Origin of the sequence: Rhodococcus sp. LB1, from assembly GCF_001583455.1 — a bacterium.
GTDB classification, from domain to species: domain Bacteria; phylum Actinomycetota; class Actinomycetes; order Mycobacteriales; family Mycobacteriaceae; genus Rhodococcus_F; species Rhodococcus_F opacus.
Map to the genome: position 1 here is coordinate 1 of NZ_LTCZ01000402.1, position 15,276 is coordinate 15,276.

The window sequence follows — 15,276 nt, forward strand, 5'->3', positions numbered from 1 at the left end:
GGCAGGGCCGGGTTGTCCGAGGTCGGGCGCCACGCCATGCGCAGATGGATCGGCAGGGTCTCGTCGAGCACCCGCAGGAAGTGCACATGCGGGTCCGTCACGTTCTCCGCGACTGACGACACCGTCAGGGAGCATCCGACTTCGGCGCCCACCAGCGCCATGGCGGTCCACGAATCGGGTGCTCTTTGCACGATGTCGGGGTCGAATCCCGCCCCCAGGCTCAGCCTGCGCAACCGGTCGCCCAGTACCGAGCCTTCGTGCGGAGGCAGGGCCACGAACGGTTCTCCGGCAAGCCGAGGGGCCCTGGCCGGTCCCGGCCGACGTTCCCTACGATCACGCGGTAACTATGGGGTCGGGTTCGATCAGCCCTGTCCGCGTGATTCGCTGAAGCTAATCGATCCCTCATAGGGGCAAGGGTCGATTGTCGGCCACGCTCTTCATGACGAGGGTGGAGCTGAGGCGCTGGACGCCGGGGAGGGTGGCGAGGCTTTCGTCGTAGAGCGTCTGGAAGCCGGGTAGGTCGCGGGTGATGACCCGAAGGAGGTAGTCGGGGTCGCCGAACAATCGTTGAGCCTGCAGGACATGGGGAATGGCGGCGACGGCCTGTTCGAATTCCTCGATGGTGTCGCGGTCGGCGGCGCGCATGGTGACGAAGACGAGCGCCTCGAAGGTGAGGCCCAGTGCGCGGGCGTCGAGTTGTGCGCGGTAACCGCTGATCGCGCCGGAGCTCTCCAGTGCGCGCAGGCGGCGGTGGCAGGGCGAGATGCTGAGTCGGACTCGATCGGCGAGTTCGGTGAGGGTGAGTCGACCATCTTGCTGGAGCTCGGCAAGAATTTTCCTGTCTACGTTATCCATGTGGAAGATTTTCCCCCACCACGGTGGTGTTCAGGGAATCTTTGGCAACGTTTTCTCCCCCGTTCTTTCTAATCTTTCTTATCGGGACCGCCGGGCGTTCTGGTGTTCCGAGAGTGTGAAGGATGAGTGAGATCATGGCGATCGGTACCGTTGCTGCGTTCTGGGCGGTGTCTTTTCTGTTCGTGCTGACGCCGGGGGCGGATTGGGCGTACGCGATCGCGGCGGGGCTGCGGCATCGCACCGTGGTGCCCGCGGTGGGTGGACTGTTGACGGGCCATGTGGCGATGACTGTGGTGGTGGCCGCCGGCGTCGCGTCGTTGGTGGCCCGCTCGCCGTTGGTACTGACCGCGTTGACGGCGGTCGGGGCGGCGTACCTGGTGTGGCTCGGGATCGCGATGCTCGCAAACCCCGTGGCGCTGCCGCAGGCAGGGGCGGAACAGGCGTCGGAATCGTGGGTTCGGCAGGCGGTCGAAGGACTGGGAATCAGTGGACTGAACCCGAAGGTGTTTCTGCTGTTTCTGGCGCTGCTGCCGCAGTTCACCAACGCGGGCGCGCGGTGGCCGCTCGCGCTGCAGATTGTGCTGTTGGGTTTGGTGCACACGGCCAACTGCGCGGTCGTCTACACGGGGGTGGGGACTGGGGCGCGGGTGGTGCTGCGGGCACGGCCAGCCGCGGCGCGGGTGGTGACCTGGGTGTCGGGGGCGGCGATGATCGTGATCGGTGTAGTGCTGCTGTTCGAGGCGTGGCCGGATAGCCTCGGCGACAGCGGTATGTTCACAGGCCTCGCCGGCCTGCCGGCGCCGGCCAGGCCCGAGGGAACGGAGCCTGCAGCGTTTCCGGCATGACCGGGCTGTATTCGGCGGCCGCGTGAAGTCGGTTGTCCCGAACCACGACGGCGCCGCTGCGGATCATGGTGTCGATCAGTTCGGCGGCCAGGGTTTCGGGTGTCCTGCGCAGCAGCCCGGCCGCGTCGACGAGCCACGCGCGCGCGAGCAGGTAGGACTCGACCTCGCCGGCGGAGATGCCGCCGCGAATCATCAACGCGAAGGCGAATATTCGCCGGGCGCCGTACCATATTGCCCCGTCCGGGTCGTCGACGAGACGCCGGCCGCGACGCAGTGCGGCAGCGAATGCGGCGGTGGGTTCGGCGGGAATCGGGCCGTGGGCGGGCAACAGGACCCGCGGCTCGAGGTCGGCCAGTCGTTGCAGCGAGGCGAGAGCGGTAGTCGCGGCGTCAGGCCCGTCGAGGGCGAGGTTGACCCAGCCGACGTCGTAGTCGGACAGCGCATCTCCGACCACCAGTAGTCGCTCCTCGGGTTGCCACAACGCCACGTGGCCGGGAGTGTGGCCCGGCGTGTGGAGGACTTCCCAGTCGGCGTCACCGAGCCGGAGTAGTTGCCCGTCGTCGAGCGGCTCGTCGACGGTATAGGGGGCAACCGGCTGGTCGAGGTACTCCGCTGCACAGCAGCCCGGGTCACGTCGGGCGATGGCGTCGGCGTCCGGGGCGCCGGCCGCGATGCCGGCGCCCCCCGCCTGCAGTAGACCGTTGCCGCCGACGTGGTCGGCGTGCCAGTGCGTGTTCACGACCCGGGTGAGGTTGCCGCTGTGCGCGCGCACCCATTCGGCTGTCCGCTGCGCGTGCCCGACGAAGCCGCTGTCGACGAGCGCCGGTTCCCGCCCGTCGATCAGCAGCAGGTTGGCATCGGGAAACGGCCGCTGCCGCCAGATCACCCAGTCCGGCAGCCGTTCATCCGCGCCGCTGTCCACCCCGCTCACCACTCCGCGGGGCGGCCCTTGAGCTGTTCCCAGTACCGGCGGTGGGCGCGCCGGGACGGCTCGCTCGTCATGCCTGCGGCCAGCTCGTTCCGGTCCAGTGGGTCGGAGAGGTCCGCGATGTCGCGCAGGGCTGCGGCCTGCAGGGCCCGCTTGGTGTAGGCGTAGTTCTCGATGCAGTCCTCGGGGGTCGACTCGGCGATGGCGACGGCCCGATCGAGTAGTTCCTCCGCCGGCACCAGTTCGTGCACGATGCCCATGGAGTACGCCTCGTCCGAGGTGAAGATCTCGCCCTGCAAGCAGGTGCGCGACGCCACGGGTTCTCCCCAGGCGTAGGCCAGCATCCGCAGATACACCGCGGGCATCGGGATTCCGATCGGCACCTCGTTGATCCCGAATCGGGCGCCGTCGGGGACGGCGACGCGGCGATCACACACGGCGGCGGTGATCAGGCCCCCGGCGAACGCGTGCCCGTTCACCGCGGCCACCGTCGGCCGCGGATAGGTGAACAGCCGCATGTTCGTCGCCCGGTAGTCCCGGAACCAGGACGCGACCGCCTCGGTGTCCCCGGCGAAGAGCGGAAAGTGTTCTCCGAGATCGAGTCCGGCCGAGAATCGGGTACCAGTCCCGGTCAGCACCACCGGGGACTGCGGGTGGTCGCGTTCGAGTCGGTCGAACGCGTCGTGCAGGTCGGCGAAGAAGGCGCGGTTCTGCGCGTTGACCGGGTTGGTGTTCATCGTCACCACGGCGACGCGACCACGCCGTTCGATTGTCCAGCTCATGCAAATTCCTCCGTACAGATTGTCGTGAATGTGGTTCGAGTATGGGCGTGTTCGGGCCTACAGCCCGAGGATCTGAAGGGCTTGTTCCCGCATCTCCACCTTGCGGACCTTGCCGCTGACGGTCATGGGGAACTGGTCGACGCAGTGCACGTAGCGCGGGATCTTGAAATGCGCGATTCTGCCCTTACAGAACTCCCGCAGGCTCGACGCGTCGATCTTCTCGGCTCCCTCGCGCAGCCGCAGCCAGACCATCAGCTCTTCCCCGTACTTGGTGTCGGGTACCCCGATCACCTGCGCGTCCAGGATGTCGGGATGGGTGTAGAGGAACTCCTCGATCTCCCGCGGGTAGATGTTCTCCCCGCCGCGGATCACCATGTCCTTGATGCGCCCGGTGATGGCGACGAACCCGTCCTCGTCCATGACCGCGAGGTCGCCGCTGTGGATCCAGCCGTCGGCGTCGATGGCCTTGGTGGTCCTCTCGGGTTCGTTCCAGTAGCCGAGCATCACCGAGTAGCCCCGGATACACAATTCACCGGATCGTCCCCGTGGCACGGTCTCGCCGGTTGCGGGATCGACGACCTTGACCTCCACGTGGGGGTGGGCGCGGCCGACGGTGGACACCCGGCGGTCCAGGGAGTCGTCCACCCAGGTCTGCGTGGAGGCAGGGGATGTCTCGGTCATTCCGTAGGCGATTGCCACCTCCGGTACCCACTGGGTGACCTGCTTCATGATCTCCACCGGGCACGGTGAGCCCGCCATCGCGCCGGTGCGGACCGACGACAGGTCGTAGGACGCGAAATTCGGGACATCGAGCATGCTGATGAACATCGTCGGAACCCCGTACACCGAGGTGCACTGCTCGTGCGCACAGGCTGTCAGCGTGGCGACCGGGTCGAACGACGGTGACGGAATGACGACACACGCGCCGTGCGTGCTGGCCCCGAGGTTGCCCATGACCATGCCGAAGCAGTGGTAGAACGGCACCGGGACGCAGATCCGGTCCTGCTCGGTGTAGCCGAGCAACTCGCCGACGAAGAACCCGTTGTTGAGGATGTTGCGGTGCGAGAGAGTGACGCCCTTCGGGAAACCGGTGGTCCCCGACGTGTACTGGATGTTGATCGGGTCGTGCGGTGACAGGCCCGCCTGCACTGCGGTGAGCCGTTCCGATGAGGCCTGATCTCCGCGGATCAGCAATGAATCCCACTCGTCGCTGCCGAAAATTATCACCCGATCGAGCCCCGGACACCGGGGCGAAACCTCCGTGACCATCGCCTCGTAGTCGGAGGTCTTGAACGACGGGACCGCGAACACCAGCCGGATCCCAGACTGGGTGAGGACGTACTCGAGTTCGTGGGAGCGGTATGCGGGATTGAGGGTCACCAGGATGGCACCCACCTTCGCCGCGGCGAACTGCACCAGCACCCATTCAGGACAGCTCGGGGCCCAGATCGCAACCCTGTCCCCGGGGACGATCCCCTCTTCGAGCAGGGCAGAAGCCAGCGCATCGACGTCGGCGCGGAGGCCGGCGTACGTCCACCGCCGGCCCGTGGGAACGTCGACCACAGCCTCGCGCTCGGGAAATCTCGCGGCGGTCCGGTCGAAGTTGTCGCCGATCGTCATCTCCAGCAGCGCCCGCTCGGTCGGACCGACGCTATGACTCAGCCTGGTGTTCATGTGTGTTCCTCCGTTCCGGGAGGAATGTGACCTGTGAAACGAACGGAGCGGGACCCCCGAAGGTAGGTCGGGGAATGTCGTACCCACCTTCGGGGGTACGACGTTGCCACGGTGTGACGACACTCACTAGCCTCGGCATCAGATGTTTAGTTGGAGGCCGACGTGACCATGTCATTCGAAACCGATACGCCGATCGAACGGCGCATCCTCGCGCGCTCGCTGGAAACTCTCCGCAAGCACGCCGGTATGGACATGGTGTTCGGTGGGCCGGTGCATCACGGGGCAGCGGCGATGGAGATCACCGACCTGACCGGGGTCCGCACTCGCTCGGCGGTGAACCTGATCGTTCGCAACGGCGAGGGACTCGGCGGCAAGGCACTGATGCTCGCGCGACCGGTGTCGGTGGCCGACTATTTCTCGGCGCAAGGCATCACCCACGTCTACGACCACGCCGTGCGACCGGAGGCGATCGAGACCCTGGCCGCGCTTCCGATCATCGTCGACCGTGTACCCCGGATCCTCGTCTACCTGGCGGCCCGAACCCACGTGCGCTTGGGCGACCGCTGGTTCGACAGCTTCACACCGCTGGTCCGTCGGCTGGAGCGCGACATCGCGGTCGAGGACGAGGTACGGCGGCGGCTGAGCTTGATGCGAAACAACACCGATTCCGACCGGATGGTGCTCAGCCGAGCCGACCTGCACGATATCGCCCAGGAACTGACGGACCTGGCCGGCCAGATCGAGGACGTCACCCTGCGCGCCCGGGTCGAGGCCGTCGGGAACCGGTTCGCACCCGTCCCGACGCCGGCCGGATCCCAGGGTCCACCGACCTTGCTCCGGCCCCGCGAGATCGACGTGCTCGAACACGTGGCGCGGGGTCTGAGCAACCGCGAGGTCGCCGAGGCCCTCGGCTTGCTGCCCAACACGGTGAAGTCCTACCTCAAGAGCGCCATGCGCAAACTGCACGCGACCAACCGTGTGCAGGCGATCCTCGCAGCCCGCGAGCGCGGTTTCCTCCGCTGACCCTGCCGCGATGCGGGCATGGCACGGCGCGGACCGTACCCCCGAAAGTAGCTGTCCCGGTAGGTAACCCACTTAGGAGGGTGTTGCGCTGGGTGTAACGGCGCTCACACTGCTCGTCGTACTCAGTCCTCCGCCAGCGGGCGGACGGGCCCACCGAGCAGGAGATCTCAGATGTCCCGAACCGTCGATCCGGTGAAAAACCCACCGACCACCCCGATGCGTCGCGTCGCCATAGCAAGCTGCACCGGCACCACCATCGAGTTCTACGACTTCTTCATCTACGGCACCGCGGCGGCACTGGTCTTCCCGAAGGTCTTCTTCCCCGCCCTCGGCACCGCCGCCGGCACCGTCGCCTCCTTCGCCACGTTCGCCGTCGCGTTCGTCGCCCGCCCCCTCGGCGCCGCGATCTTCGGCCATTTCGGTGATCGGATCGGCCGCAAGAAGACCCTGGTCAGCACACTGCTGCTGATGGGGATCAGCACCGTGCTCATCGGACTCCTGCCCGGCGCCGGCACGATCGGCGTGGCCGCACCACTTGCCCTGATCGCGCTTCGGATCGCGCAGGGCCTCGCCGTCGGCGGTGAATGGGCCGGGGCAACCCTGCTGGCCACCGAATACGCCCCCACCGGCAAACGGGGCCTGTACGCGGTGTTCCCGCAACTGGGGCCCTCGCTGGCCTTCGCGTTGTCCAACGGCACCTTCCTTGCGGTCAACCTCTTCGTCGGCGAGACCTCGCAGGTGTTCCTCGACTACGGCTGGCGGATTCCCTTCATCGCCAGCGCCCTCCTCGTGCTGATCGGCCTCTATGTCCGGCTGAAGGTGGAGGAGACCCCGATGTTCGCCCGGCAGGCCACCCGGGCCCGCCGCGCCGGTGCGGGGCCGCTCCTCGGAGTCTTCAAGAGCCAGCCCCGTGAGTTGCTCGTCGCCGCCGGATCCTTGGCGATGATGTTCGCGTTCTTCTACATCGGCACCGCGTACCTCACGTCGTACGGCACCGCCACCCTTGGTCTCAGCCGCACCACAGTGCTCTCCCTCGGCCTGATCGCCGCCGCCGTCTTCTGTGCCGCGATCATCCTGTCCGCCATCTACTCCGACCGAATCGGCCGCCGCAAGATGGTGCTCGCCTCCTGCCTCGTGGCGATCCCCGGCGGGCTGGTGCTGTTCCCCCTCCTCGACACCGGCTCCCCGCTCGCGTTCCTCGCCGGCCTGGCCCTCGCCCTGGTCATCATGGGCGTCTCCTACGGGCCTGCCGGGGCACTGCTGCCGGAGATGTTCCACACCGAATACCGCTACACCGGCGCGGGCATGGCCTACGCCATCGCCGGAGTCATCGGCGGCGGTACCGCACCCATGCTCGCCGCGGAACTGACCTCCCGATACGGCAGCACCGCGGTCGGGTGGATGCTCGCCGGCTTCGGCCTCCTCAGCTTCGCCTGCGCGCTCGCCCTGCCCGAAACTCGGCACCGCGACATGGAAGGGATCGGAACCGGGGACGTCAGCCGAGCGTCCCGTCCGGTTGCCGAAACCGCTTGAGAAGAAGGCACTTCGAGAGTCAATATGATGACCGACACGATCGATTCCTGGATGCAGCACCCGACCCGGCGATGGCTCGACATGCCGTTCCTGGACTCCCTGCGACGCTGGTCGAAGGGAACCATCCCCGATGCCGAACCGCCGGTGTCGTGGACGCTCGACCGCATGGATGAAGCCGGCGTCGACCTGGGCCTGCTCAGCGCCTGGCACGGCCCCACGGGACCGCTGATCAGCAACGACGAGGTCGGGGACATCGTCAAACGGCACCCGGACCGCTTCGTCATGGTCGCCTCGGTCAACCTCCACCAGCCGATGGAAGCCGTCCGGGAACTGCGCCGGTCTGTCGAGGAATTCGGCGCCTGCGCACTGCGGATCCTGCCGTGGCTGTGGGACCTGCCGCCGGACGACCGCCGGTACTACCCGCTGTACGCGGCGTGCTGCGACCTCGACATCGCCTTCTGCACCCAGATCGGCCACACCGGCCCGCTGTGCCCCTCCGAACCCGGGCGTCCGATTCCGTATCTCGATCGCGTGGCACTCGAATTCCCCGAACTACGGATCATCGCCGGTCACATCGGCGTGCCGTGGACAGGTGAAGCGATTTCGCTGGCCACGAAGTACCCGAACGTCTACATCGATACCTCCGCGTACAAGACGTCCCGTTATCCGGCGGAGATCGTCGACTACCTTCGCGGGCACGGCCGGCACAAGGTGCTGTTCGGTTCCAACCACCCCGCCTGGCCGGCACCCGACTGCCTCACGGGGTTGGGCACACTCGAACTCGACGAGCCGACCCGCACAGCATTCCTGCGCGACAACGCAATCCGTGCGTTCAAACTCCCTTCCTGACCGACAACGCAACAGCTAGGAAGCACATGTTCACCAACACCTTCACCGGGACCTTCGGGATCGAGCACCCCATCGTGTGCGGCGGCATGACCGCCGTCGGCACCGCGGATCTGATCAGCGCCGTGGCCAACGCCGGGGCACTCGGATTCCTCACCGCCCTCACCCAGCCCACCCCCGAGGCATTGGTCAAGGAGATCGCCCGCTGCCGCGACCTCACCGACAAGCCGTTCGGGGTCAATCTGACGATCCTGCCGACCATCCAGCCGGTGCCCTACGACGAATACCGCGACGCCATCGTCGACAGCGGCATCCGGATTGTCGAAACCGCAGGCGGCAACCCTGGGCCGCACCTCCCCACCTTCAGGGCGGCCGGTGTGAAGGTGATCCACAAGGCGGTCTCGGTGAGGCACGCCCTCAAAGCGCAGCAACTCGGGGTCGACGCCGTCAGCATCGACGGCTTCGAGTGCGCCGGGCACCCCGGCGAGGACGACGTCCCCGGGCTCGTGCTGATCCCCGCCGCGGCCCGGGCACTGTCGATCCCGATCATCGCCAGCGGCGGAATCGCCACCGGCGCCGGACTCGTCGCCGCCCTCGCGCTCGGCGCATCCGCGGTCAACATGGGCACCCGTTTCATGGCAACCACTGAGGCGCCCATCCACCACAACGTCAAACAACAGATCGTCGACAACACCGAACGCGACACCGTCATCGTCTTCCGCGAGTTCCACAACTCCGCCCGCGTTGCCCGCAACTCGGTCTCCGAAGAAATCGCGACCCTCTCCCGCGAACCGGGTGCGACCTTCGACCATATCGCCCATTTGGCCAGCGGCGCCCGCGGCCGCGAGCAGGTGTACGGCAACGGTGACGTCGAAGGCGGCATGTGGTGGGCCGGTCAGGCCCAGGGCCTGATCCACGACATCGGCAGCTGCGAGGAGGTGGTCGGGTCGATCCTCACCGAGGCTCGGCAGATCATCACCCGTACACTGCCCGATCAGATCACCCGCTGACTCGGTGCCGCCGGCAGCAACCGTCGATTCTCTACTTGGGTCCCATGCGGATGGCGCCGTCGAGGCGGATGGTTTCGCCGTTGAGCATGGCGTTGTCGATGATGTGCGCGGCGAGGGCGGCGTATTCGGTGGCCTTGCCGAGCCGGGAGGGGTGCGGCACCTGCTGTCCGAGGGACTTCTGGGCCTCCTCGGGAAGCCCGGCCATCATCGGCGTTTCGAAGATTCCGGGCGCGATGGTGACGACGCGGATGAGGTGGCGGGCCAGTTCGCGGGCGATCGGCAGCGTCATGGCGGCGACGCCGCCCTTGGACGCCGCGTAGGCGGGCTGGCCGATCTGGCCGTCGAATGCGGCGACGGAGGCGGTGTCGATGATGACGCCGCGTTCCCCGTCGACGGGTTCGGTCTGGGCGATCTTCTCCGCGGCGAGGCGCAGGACGTTGAAGGTGCCGACGAGGTTGATGCGGACGACACGTTCGAAGTCCGCGAGGGGAAGGGCGCCGGCTTTGCCGAGAACCTTGCCGGGCGTGGCAATTCCGGCGCAGTTGACCACCACGCGGAGGTCGCCGAGTGACGCGGCGAAGTCGATCGCGGACGTGACGTCACCGGCGGAGGTGACGTCGGCGGCCGTGAAGTAGGCGCCCTTCCCGATCTCCTTGGCAGCCACTTCCCCGTCGGACGACGGGAGGTCCAGCAGCACGACCTGCGCGCCGCGCTCGTGCAGGGCCCGGGCGGTGGCGTTACCGAGTCCGGATGCTCCGCCGGTGACGACAGCGACGGCTCCATCGATCTTCACAAAGGTCTCCTCGAATATGGTTGCGGCAGTGGTGGGTAAACGGGGTTGTCAGGGGACGCGCAGGATCAGGGCGTCGCCCTGTCCGCCGCCGCCGCAGAGGGCGACGGCGCCGGTGCCGCCGCCGCGGCGCTGCAACTCGAGCGCGAGGTGCAGGGTGATCCGGGCGCCGGACATGCCGATCGGGTGACCGAGGGCGATCGCACCACCGTTGACGTTGACCCGGTCTGGGTCGACGCCGAGTTCGCGGGTGGAGGCGATCCCGACCGCCGCGAACGCCTCGTTGATCTCGATCAGATCCAGCTCGGCCGGCGCGATACCCGCCGCATCACAGGCTTTCGTGATGGCACCGGACGGCTGGAACTGCAGACCCGAATCCGGTCCGGCGACCATGCCGTGCTCGCCGATCTCCGCCAGCCAGGTCAGCCCCTCGGCCTCGGCGCGTTCCCTGCTCATCACCACCACGGCGGCGGCGCCGTCGTTGATCGTCGACGCGTTCCCCGCGGTGACGGTGCCGCCGTCCCGGAACGCGCCACGCAACCGCGCCAGCGTGTCGGCGGTGGTGTCGGGGCGGATGCCTTCGTCGCGGCGCAGCCAGGTGCTCTCGCCTCTGCGGGCGGGGATCTCTACCGGGACGACCTCGTCGTCGAAGATTCCGTTGTCCCAGGCCTTGGCGGCCAGTTGGTGCGAGCGGGCCGCGAACGCGTCCTGGTCCTCGCGGGCGATGACGTCCCTGTCGTTGCCGGCCTCGGTGAGCAGCCCCATCGGCTGATCGGTGAACGCGTCGTGCAACCCGTCGAGGGCCATGTGGTCGACGAGGGTGACGTCGCCGTACTTGAAACCGCCGCGTGAACCGGGCAGCAGGTGCGGTGCCTGACTCATCGACTCCATGCCGCCGGCGACGATCACGTCGAATGCGCCGGACCGGATGAACTGGTCGGCGAGGATGATCGACTCGACCCCCGACAGGCAGACCTTGTTGATGTTCAGCGAGGGGGTGCTCATCGGGATGCCGGCCTTCGCGGCGGCCTGACGGGCGGGCATCTGCCCGGCGCCGGCGGTGAGGACCTGCCCCATGATGACGTACTGCACCTGGTCCGGGGCCACACCGGCCTTGCCGAGCGCCGCGTCGATGGCGATGGCACCGAGGTCGGCGCCGGAGAACCCGGCGAGCGAACCCTGCAGGCGGCCGATCGGGGTACGGGCGCCGGCGACGATCACAGAGGTGGGCATGTGAGGAGAAGCCTTTCTGGGGGGTGGGTGCGTCAGTTCGCGGCGAGGGCGCGGCTGATGACCAGGCGCTGAATCTGGTTGGTGCCCTCGAAGATCTGCGTGATCTTCGCTTCCCGCATATACCGCTCGACGCGGAAGTCGCGGGTGTAGCCGTAGCCGCCGAGCACCTGGACGGCGTCGGTGGCGACCTTCATCGCGGCGTCGGTGGCGACGAGCTTGGCGACGGACGCGTTGCGGGAGTACGGCAGGCCGGCGTCGCGGCGGCGGGCCGCGTCGATGTAGGTGGCGCGCGCGGAGTCGACGGCGGCGGCCATGTCGGCGAGCAGGAAGCCGAGCCCTTGGTGGTCGATGATCTTCTTGCCGAACGCAGTCCGCTCCTGGGCGTAGGCGACGGCCTCGTCGAGGGCGGCCTGTGCGAGACCGACGGCGACCGCGGCGATGCCCAGGCGGCCGGAATCGAGTGCGCTGAACGCGATCTGCAGACCCTGACCCTCCGCGCCGATACGTCGTTCCACGGGTACGAAGGCGTCGTCGTAATGCGCGGACGTCGTCGGCACGGCGTGCAGGCCCATCTTCTCCTCGGGCTTGCCGAACGTCAGGCCCTCGGTGTCCCTCGGGACCAGGAAGCAGGAGATCCCCTTCGATCCCTCACCGGTGCGAGCGAAGAGATTGTAGAAATCGGCGATGCCGCCGTGGGTGATCCACGCCTTCGCGCCGTTGACGAAGTACCCGCCGTCGGTCGCTGTGGCCTTGCAGGTCAGTGCGGCGGCGTCGGATCCGGCCTGCGGCTCGGACAGGCTGTAGGCGCCGATGGTGCTGCCGCCGAGCATCTCCGGGAGCCACTGCTGCTTCTGCTCGTCCGTGCCGAACGCCATCAGCGGGTGGCAGGCAAGGCTGTGGACGCTGACCGCGACCGCGACAGATGCCCAGCGGGCGGCGATCTCCTCGAGCACCTGCAGGTACACCTCGTAGGGCTGTGCGCCGCCGCCCCACTCCTCCGGGTACGGCAGGCTCAGCAGTCCGGCCTCGCCGAGGGTGGCGAACACGCCTTCGGGGTAGGTCTCCGCCTTCTCGTGCTCGTCGACGATCGGCGTCAGGACCTTGTCGGCGACGTCACGCGTGAGCTGGATCAGGTCACGGGCTTCGTCAGTAGGCAGCAAGCGATCGACGGCCACGGTTTCTCCTCGAGAAGGCTACGGAAAACAGTACTGGATTACGCCCCAGGGTACTGATTGCAAAATAGTACTGCAAGGCATTGCCCAGTACTATTTCTGTCATGGAGCAGCCCACCCGACCCGGTTTCGCCACCCGACGGCGCACCCAGCTCTTCGACGCCCTCGTCGACCTGATCCTGGTCGAGGGGTTCGCCCACCTGACGCTCGACGAGATCGCGAACCGGCTGCGCTGTTCGAAGTCGACGCTGTACACCCTCGCCGGCAGCAAAGAGCAGCTCGTCCGGGCCGCTACCGTGCACTTCTTCCGCCGCGCGACCGACGACGTCGAGTCGTACATCGAGCCGATCACCGGGCCGCGCGAGCGGATCACCGCCTACCTGTCGGCCGTGGGCACCGCCCTCTCGGCCGCATCCGACCAGTTCATGGCCGACCTCGACGCCTTCCCGCCGGCACGGGAGGTGTACGAACGGAACACCCAATTCGCGGCCGGTCGAGTTCAGGAGTTGATCACCGAAGGCGTCGCCGGCGGGGACTTCCGCGACGTGCACGCCGCCTTCGCCGCCGACCTCGCCGCCACCATGATGGTCCGCATCCAGCAGCGCGGGGTCCGCGACAGCACCGGACTCGACGACGCGCACGCCTACGCGGAACTCGCCGCCATCCTCACGGGCGGCATCAGCGCCTGAACCGTGTCACCGAGTTCGGGTGCCGAGTAGTTCCGCGGTTCTCCGCAACCGCATCAGCACCTGCAGATCGAGAGCCTTGTCGGGGTTGCGCCAGTCCGGGCCGAGGAGGCGGTCGATCGCGTCGAGACGCTGGTAGAGGGTGTTGACGTGCACGCCGAGACTCGACGCGGTCGCCGAATGGTGGCGGCCGTGCGCCAGATACTCCGACAGGGTTTCCAGCAACGGCACTCCGCGTTTGGCCTGCTCCGTCATCAGCGGGCCCAGTTGGGCCTCGGTCAGTTCGTCGAGGTGCTCGCGCGCCATGTGGCTCAGCAGGATCCGGTAGATGCCCAGACCGCGCGCGGACGAGACCTCCCCAGCGCGTCCCAATGTGTCGAGCACGTCGACGGTCTGCTGGGCTTCGACGTAGGCGCGCGCGAGCGCCTTCGCACCACGCGCGGGCTCCGCGATACCGATCGTCGCGTCGAGCCGTCCGGCGGTGAACACCGCCTGGACGGCGGCGGAATCCTTGGCGGGCACGACCGCCAGCGCGCGGGAACCATGTTCCGCGGCAACGGTTCCCGAAGGGAAGGGCAATGCCCCGAGAGCGGTACGGACCGCGTCCTGGCCCGTGGCGATCGCCACGGCGACACAGTACGTCGTGTCGGGGTTGAGCCCGGCCAACCGCAGTTGGCGGCGCTCGTCCTGTGCGGTGGCGGCGGGATGGGTCAAGAGGTCGACGAGAAAGGCATCCCGTGCACGACGCGTCGCCTCCCCCGCCGCACGTTCCTCGGCGAGCGACAGCGCGATCGCGGGTGCCGCGCGTTCGAGCAGGAGGCGAGTGGTCGGCTGCCCGGCTCCCACGGACAGGAGCGCGCCGAGCATCTCGCCGGCAGCCGCGACACGCTGCGCGATCACCTCGCCGCGTTCGGCGTGGTCGTTGCCGCCCGCCCGCAGCTCGCGGACCGCCGCCGACACCTCGTCGGCGTGCGGCATCAGGTCCACGGGCAACTCGGATTCGTCCTGCACGAAATAAGCCGGTTGCCGGGAGAGTTGGGCGACCTCCTGCACCAGACGCTGCACCCCCGCCCCGAGTAGCACCACCTGAGTCAGCGTCCGATCCCACTGCAGAATCTGTTCGAGCTCGGTTGTGCGCTGCGATAATTCGGCGTTCACCGATTCGAGCCGTGCGACGGTGTCTCGCTCACGTTCCAACGAGCGAACGTTCTCGATCGCGATCGCCGCATGGGCTGCCAGCGCCGACAGCAGCGCGATCTCGGATTCGGTGAAGGCCCGCTCCTGACGCTTGCACGCGAACAGGGCACCGATGACGCGGTCGGCGACGCGCAGGGGCACCCCGAGCAGGCCGCGCATGTTCTCCGACCGCGCTGCGCTGTCGGCTCCGGTGATGTGCCGGAACGCCGGTTCGCTCTGGTAGTCGGGCGTCCACTCCGGCGCGGACCTGCGGACGATCAGGCCCACGAGTCCTTCGTCCAGGGACAGTCGGATTCCGACGAGGTTCGGGGTCAGGGCCCCGCTCGTGACCTCGATGACGAATTCCTCGTCGTAGACCGATCCCATGTAGGCGAGATCCACACCGAGCAGTTGCCGCGCCTGATCGACCACTTCCTGCAGCAACACCCGGTCGTAGCGGACCGTCGTCAACCGGACGGCGATGTCGTTGAGCGCCGCCAACTCCCTACTGCGCTGTTGGCGCTGGTCGAGCTGCGCGCGGAGCCGGAGTGCGGCGTTGGCTTCGCGTTCGACCGCGGCCCTGTCGGACGCGTCGGATTCCTCGATCAGCGTGCGCCGGAGGGCATCGAGTTCGTCGATGGGTGCGTCGTCGAGCAGCAGTTCCATCCAGCCGCGATCGGCAGTACTCACTGGTGCCTCCATCCATGGAGTCCTGGATTTGAT

General features: G+C 67.7%; 15 protein-coding genes. 6 read left to right on the forward strand and 9 right to left on the reverse strand.

The annotated features are described in order from the left end of the window. The coding region (locus AZG88_RS39325) for a LysR substrate-binding domain-containing protein (protein WP_231914350.1) at positions 1-275 on the reverse strand (275 nt) is incomplete at its 3' end. Positions 276-402: 127 nt separating this feature from the next. Continuing rightward, positions 403-855, reverse strand: a complete 453-nt coding sequence (locus AZG88_RS39330; protein WP_037242979.1) for an Lrp/AsnC family transcriptional regulator — start codon at positions 853-855, stop codon at positions 403-405. A gap of 122 nt (positions 856-977) precedes the next feature. Between AZG88_RS39330 and AZG88_RS39335 the strand changes: the two genes are divergently transcribed. Next, positions 978-1,700, forward strand: coding sequence for a LysE family translocator (locus tag AZG88_RS39335; RefSeq protein ID WP_231914351.1), 723 nt, complete (start codon positions 978-980; stop codon positions 1,698-1,700). Here AZG88_RS39335 and AZG88_RS39340 read toward each other — a convergent pair. Genes AZG88_RS39340 through AZG88_RS39350 form a run of 3 tightly spaced genes read right to left on the reverse strand, consistent with a single transcriptional unit; the run spans position 1,630 to position 5,084 of the window. Beyond that, positions 1,630-2,631, reverse strand: coding sequence for an MBL fold metallo-hydrolase (locus tag AZG88_RS39340; protein ID WP_197436114.1), 1,002 nt, complete (start codon positions 2,629-2,631; stop codon positions 1,630-1,632). The genes AZG88_RS39335 and AZG88_RS39340 overlap by 71 nt on opposite strands. Continuing rightward, on the reverse strand, positions 2,628-3,410 hold the full coding sequence (locus AZG88_RS39345; RefSeq protein WP_061041994.1) for an enoyl-CoA hydratase/isomerase family protein: 783 nt from the start codon (positions 3,408-3,410) through the stop codon (positions 2,628-2,630). The genes AZG88_RS39340 and AZG88_RS39345 overlap by 4 nt, the downstream gene beginning before the upstream one ends. Before the next feature lie 57 nt (positions 3,411-3,467). Further along, a complete protein-coding gene (locus tag AZG88_RS39350; RefSeq protein ID WP_061041995.1) occupies positions 3,468-5,084 on the reverse strand; it encodes an AMP-binding protein in 1,617 nt (538 codons plus the stop codon). 168 nt (positions 5,085-5,252) lie between these two features. Between AZG88_RS39350 and AZG88_RS39355 the strand changes: the two genes are divergently transcribed. The 4 genes from AZG88_RS39355 to AZG88_RS39370 all read left to right on the forward strand — a co-directional run bounded on the left by AZG88_RS39355 (position 5,253) and on the right by AZG88_RS39370 (position 9,496). After that, complete coding sequence (locus AZG88_RS39355; RefSeq protein ID WP_061042029.1) at positions 5,253-6,107, forward strand: helix-turn-helix transcriptional regulator; 855 nt, start codon at positions 5,253-5,255, stop codon at positions 6,105-6,107. A gap of 171 nt (positions 6,108-6,278) precedes the next feature. Then, positions 6,279-7,640: an MFS transporter gene (locus AZG88_RS39360; RefSeq protein WP_061700748.1), complete on the forward strand. Its 1,362-nt coding sequence runs from the start codon at positions 6,279-6,281 to the stop codon at positions 7,638-7,640. A 27-nt stretch (positions 7,641-7,667) separates the two neighbouring features. Then, positions 7,668-8,489: an amidohydrolase family protein gene (locus AZG88_RS39365; protein ID WP_061042030.1), complete on the forward strand. Its 822-nt coding sequence runs from the start codon at positions 7,668-7,670 to the stop codon at positions 8,487-8,489. Positions 8,490-8,515: 26 nt separating this feature from the next. Continuing rightward, the gene (locus tag AZG88_RS39370) at positions 8,516-9,496 is read left to right on the forward strand and encodes an NAD(P)H-dependent flavin oxidoreductase (protein ID WP_061041997.1); all 981 of its coding nucleotides are present in this window, start codon (positions 8,516-8,518) and stop codon (positions 9,494-9,496) included. Positions 9,497-9,527: 31 nt separating this feature from the next. On the opposite strand, the gene AZG88_RS39375 is transcribed toward AZG88_RS39370, so the two are convergent. Genes AZG88_RS39375 through AZG88_RS39385 form a run of 3 tightly spaced genes read right to left on the reverse strand, consistent with a single transcriptional unit; the run spans position 9,528 to position 12,694 of the window. Further along, positions 9,528-10,289, reverse strand: a complete 762-nt coding sequence (locus tag AZG88_RS39375; RefSeq protein ID WP_005249833.1) for an SDR family NAD(P)-dependent oxidoreductase — start codon at positions 10,287-10,289, stop codon at positions 9,528-9,530. 48 nt (positions 10,290-10,337) lie between these two features. Further along, the gene (locus AZG88_RS39380; RefSeq protein WP_005249835.1) at positions 10,338-11,519 is read right to left on the reverse strand and encodes an acetyl-CoA C-acetyltransferase; all 1,182 of its coding nucleotides are present in this window, start codon (positions 11,517-11,519) and stop codon (positions 10,338-10,340) included. Between the two features lie 32 nt (positions 11,520-11,551). Further along, positions 11,552-12,694, reverse strand: coding sequence for an acyl-CoA dehydrogenase family protein (locus AZG88_RS39385; RefSeq protein WP_061041998.1), 1,143 nt, complete (start codon positions 12,692-12,694; stop codon positions 11,552-11,554). Positions 12,695-12,795: 101 nt separating this feature from the next. On the opposite strand from AZG88_RS39385, the gene AZG88_RS39390 reads away from it, so the two are divergent. Next, the gene (locus AZG88_RS39390; protein WP_061041999.1) at positions 12,796-13,380 is read left to right on the forward strand and encodes a TetR/AcrR family transcriptional regulator; all 585 of its coding nucleotides are present in this window, start codon (positions 12,796-12,798) and stop codon (positions 13,378-13,380) included. Positions 13,381-13,386: 6 nt separating this feature from the next. On the opposite strand, the gene AZG88_RS39395 is transcribed toward AZG88_RS39390, so the two are convergent. After that, a complete protein-coding gene (locus AZG88_RS39395) occupies positions 13,387-15,255 on the reverse strand; it encodes a helix-turn-helix domain-containing protein (RefSeq protein ID WP_179443267.1) in 1,869 nt (622 codons plus the stop codon). Positions 15,256-15,276: the final 21 nt, after the last annotated feature.

Excerpts from the sequence above, each read along its gene's own strand:
- AZG88_RS39330 (WP_037242979.1), bottom strand. The coding sequence starts at position 855 with ATGGATAACGTAGACAGGAAAATTCTTGCCGAGCTCCAGCAAGATGGT.
- AZG88_RS39335 (WP_231914351.1), top strand. The coding sequence starts at position 978 with ATGAGTGAGATCATGGCGATCGGTACCGTTGCTGCGTTCTGGGCGGTG.
- AZG88_RS39345 (WP_061041994.1), bottom strand. The coding sequence starts at position 3,410 with ATGAGCTGGACAATCGAACGGCGTGGTCGCGTCGCCGTGGTGACGATG.
- AZG88_RS39350 (WP_061041995.1), bottom strand. The coding sequence starts at position 5,084 with ATGAACACCAGGCTGAGTCATAGCGTCGGTCCGACCGAGCGGGCGCTG.
- AZG88_RS39355 (WP_061042029.1), top strand. The coding sequence starts at position 5,253 with ATGTCATTCGAAACCGATACGCCGATCGAACGGCGCATCCTCGCGCGC.
- AZG88_RS39360 (WP_061700748.1), top strand. The coding sequence starts at position 6,279 with ATGTCCCGAACCGTCGATCCGGTGAAAAACCCACCGACCACCCCGATG.
- AZG88_RS39365 (WP_061042030.1), top strand. The coding sequence starts at position 7,668 with ATGACCGACACGATCGATTCCTGGATGCAGCACCCGACCCGGCGATGG.
- AZG88_RS39370 (WP_061041997.1), top strand. The coding sequence starts at position 8,516 with ATGTTCACCAACACCTTCACCGGGACCTTCGGGATCGAGCACCCCATC.
- AZG88_RS39380 (WP_005249835.1), bottom strand. The coding sequence starts at position 11,519 with ATGCCCACCTCTGTGATCGTCGCCGGCGCCCGTACCCCGATCGGCCGC.
- AZG88_RS39390 (WP_061041999.1), top strand. The coding sequence starts at position 12,796 with ATGGAGCAGCCCACCCGACCCGGTTTCGCCACCCGACGGCGCACCCAG.
- AZG88_RS39395 (WP_179443267.1), bottom strand. The coding sequence starts at position 15,255 with ATGGAGGCACCAGTGAGTACTGCCGATCGCGGCTGGATGGAACTGCTG.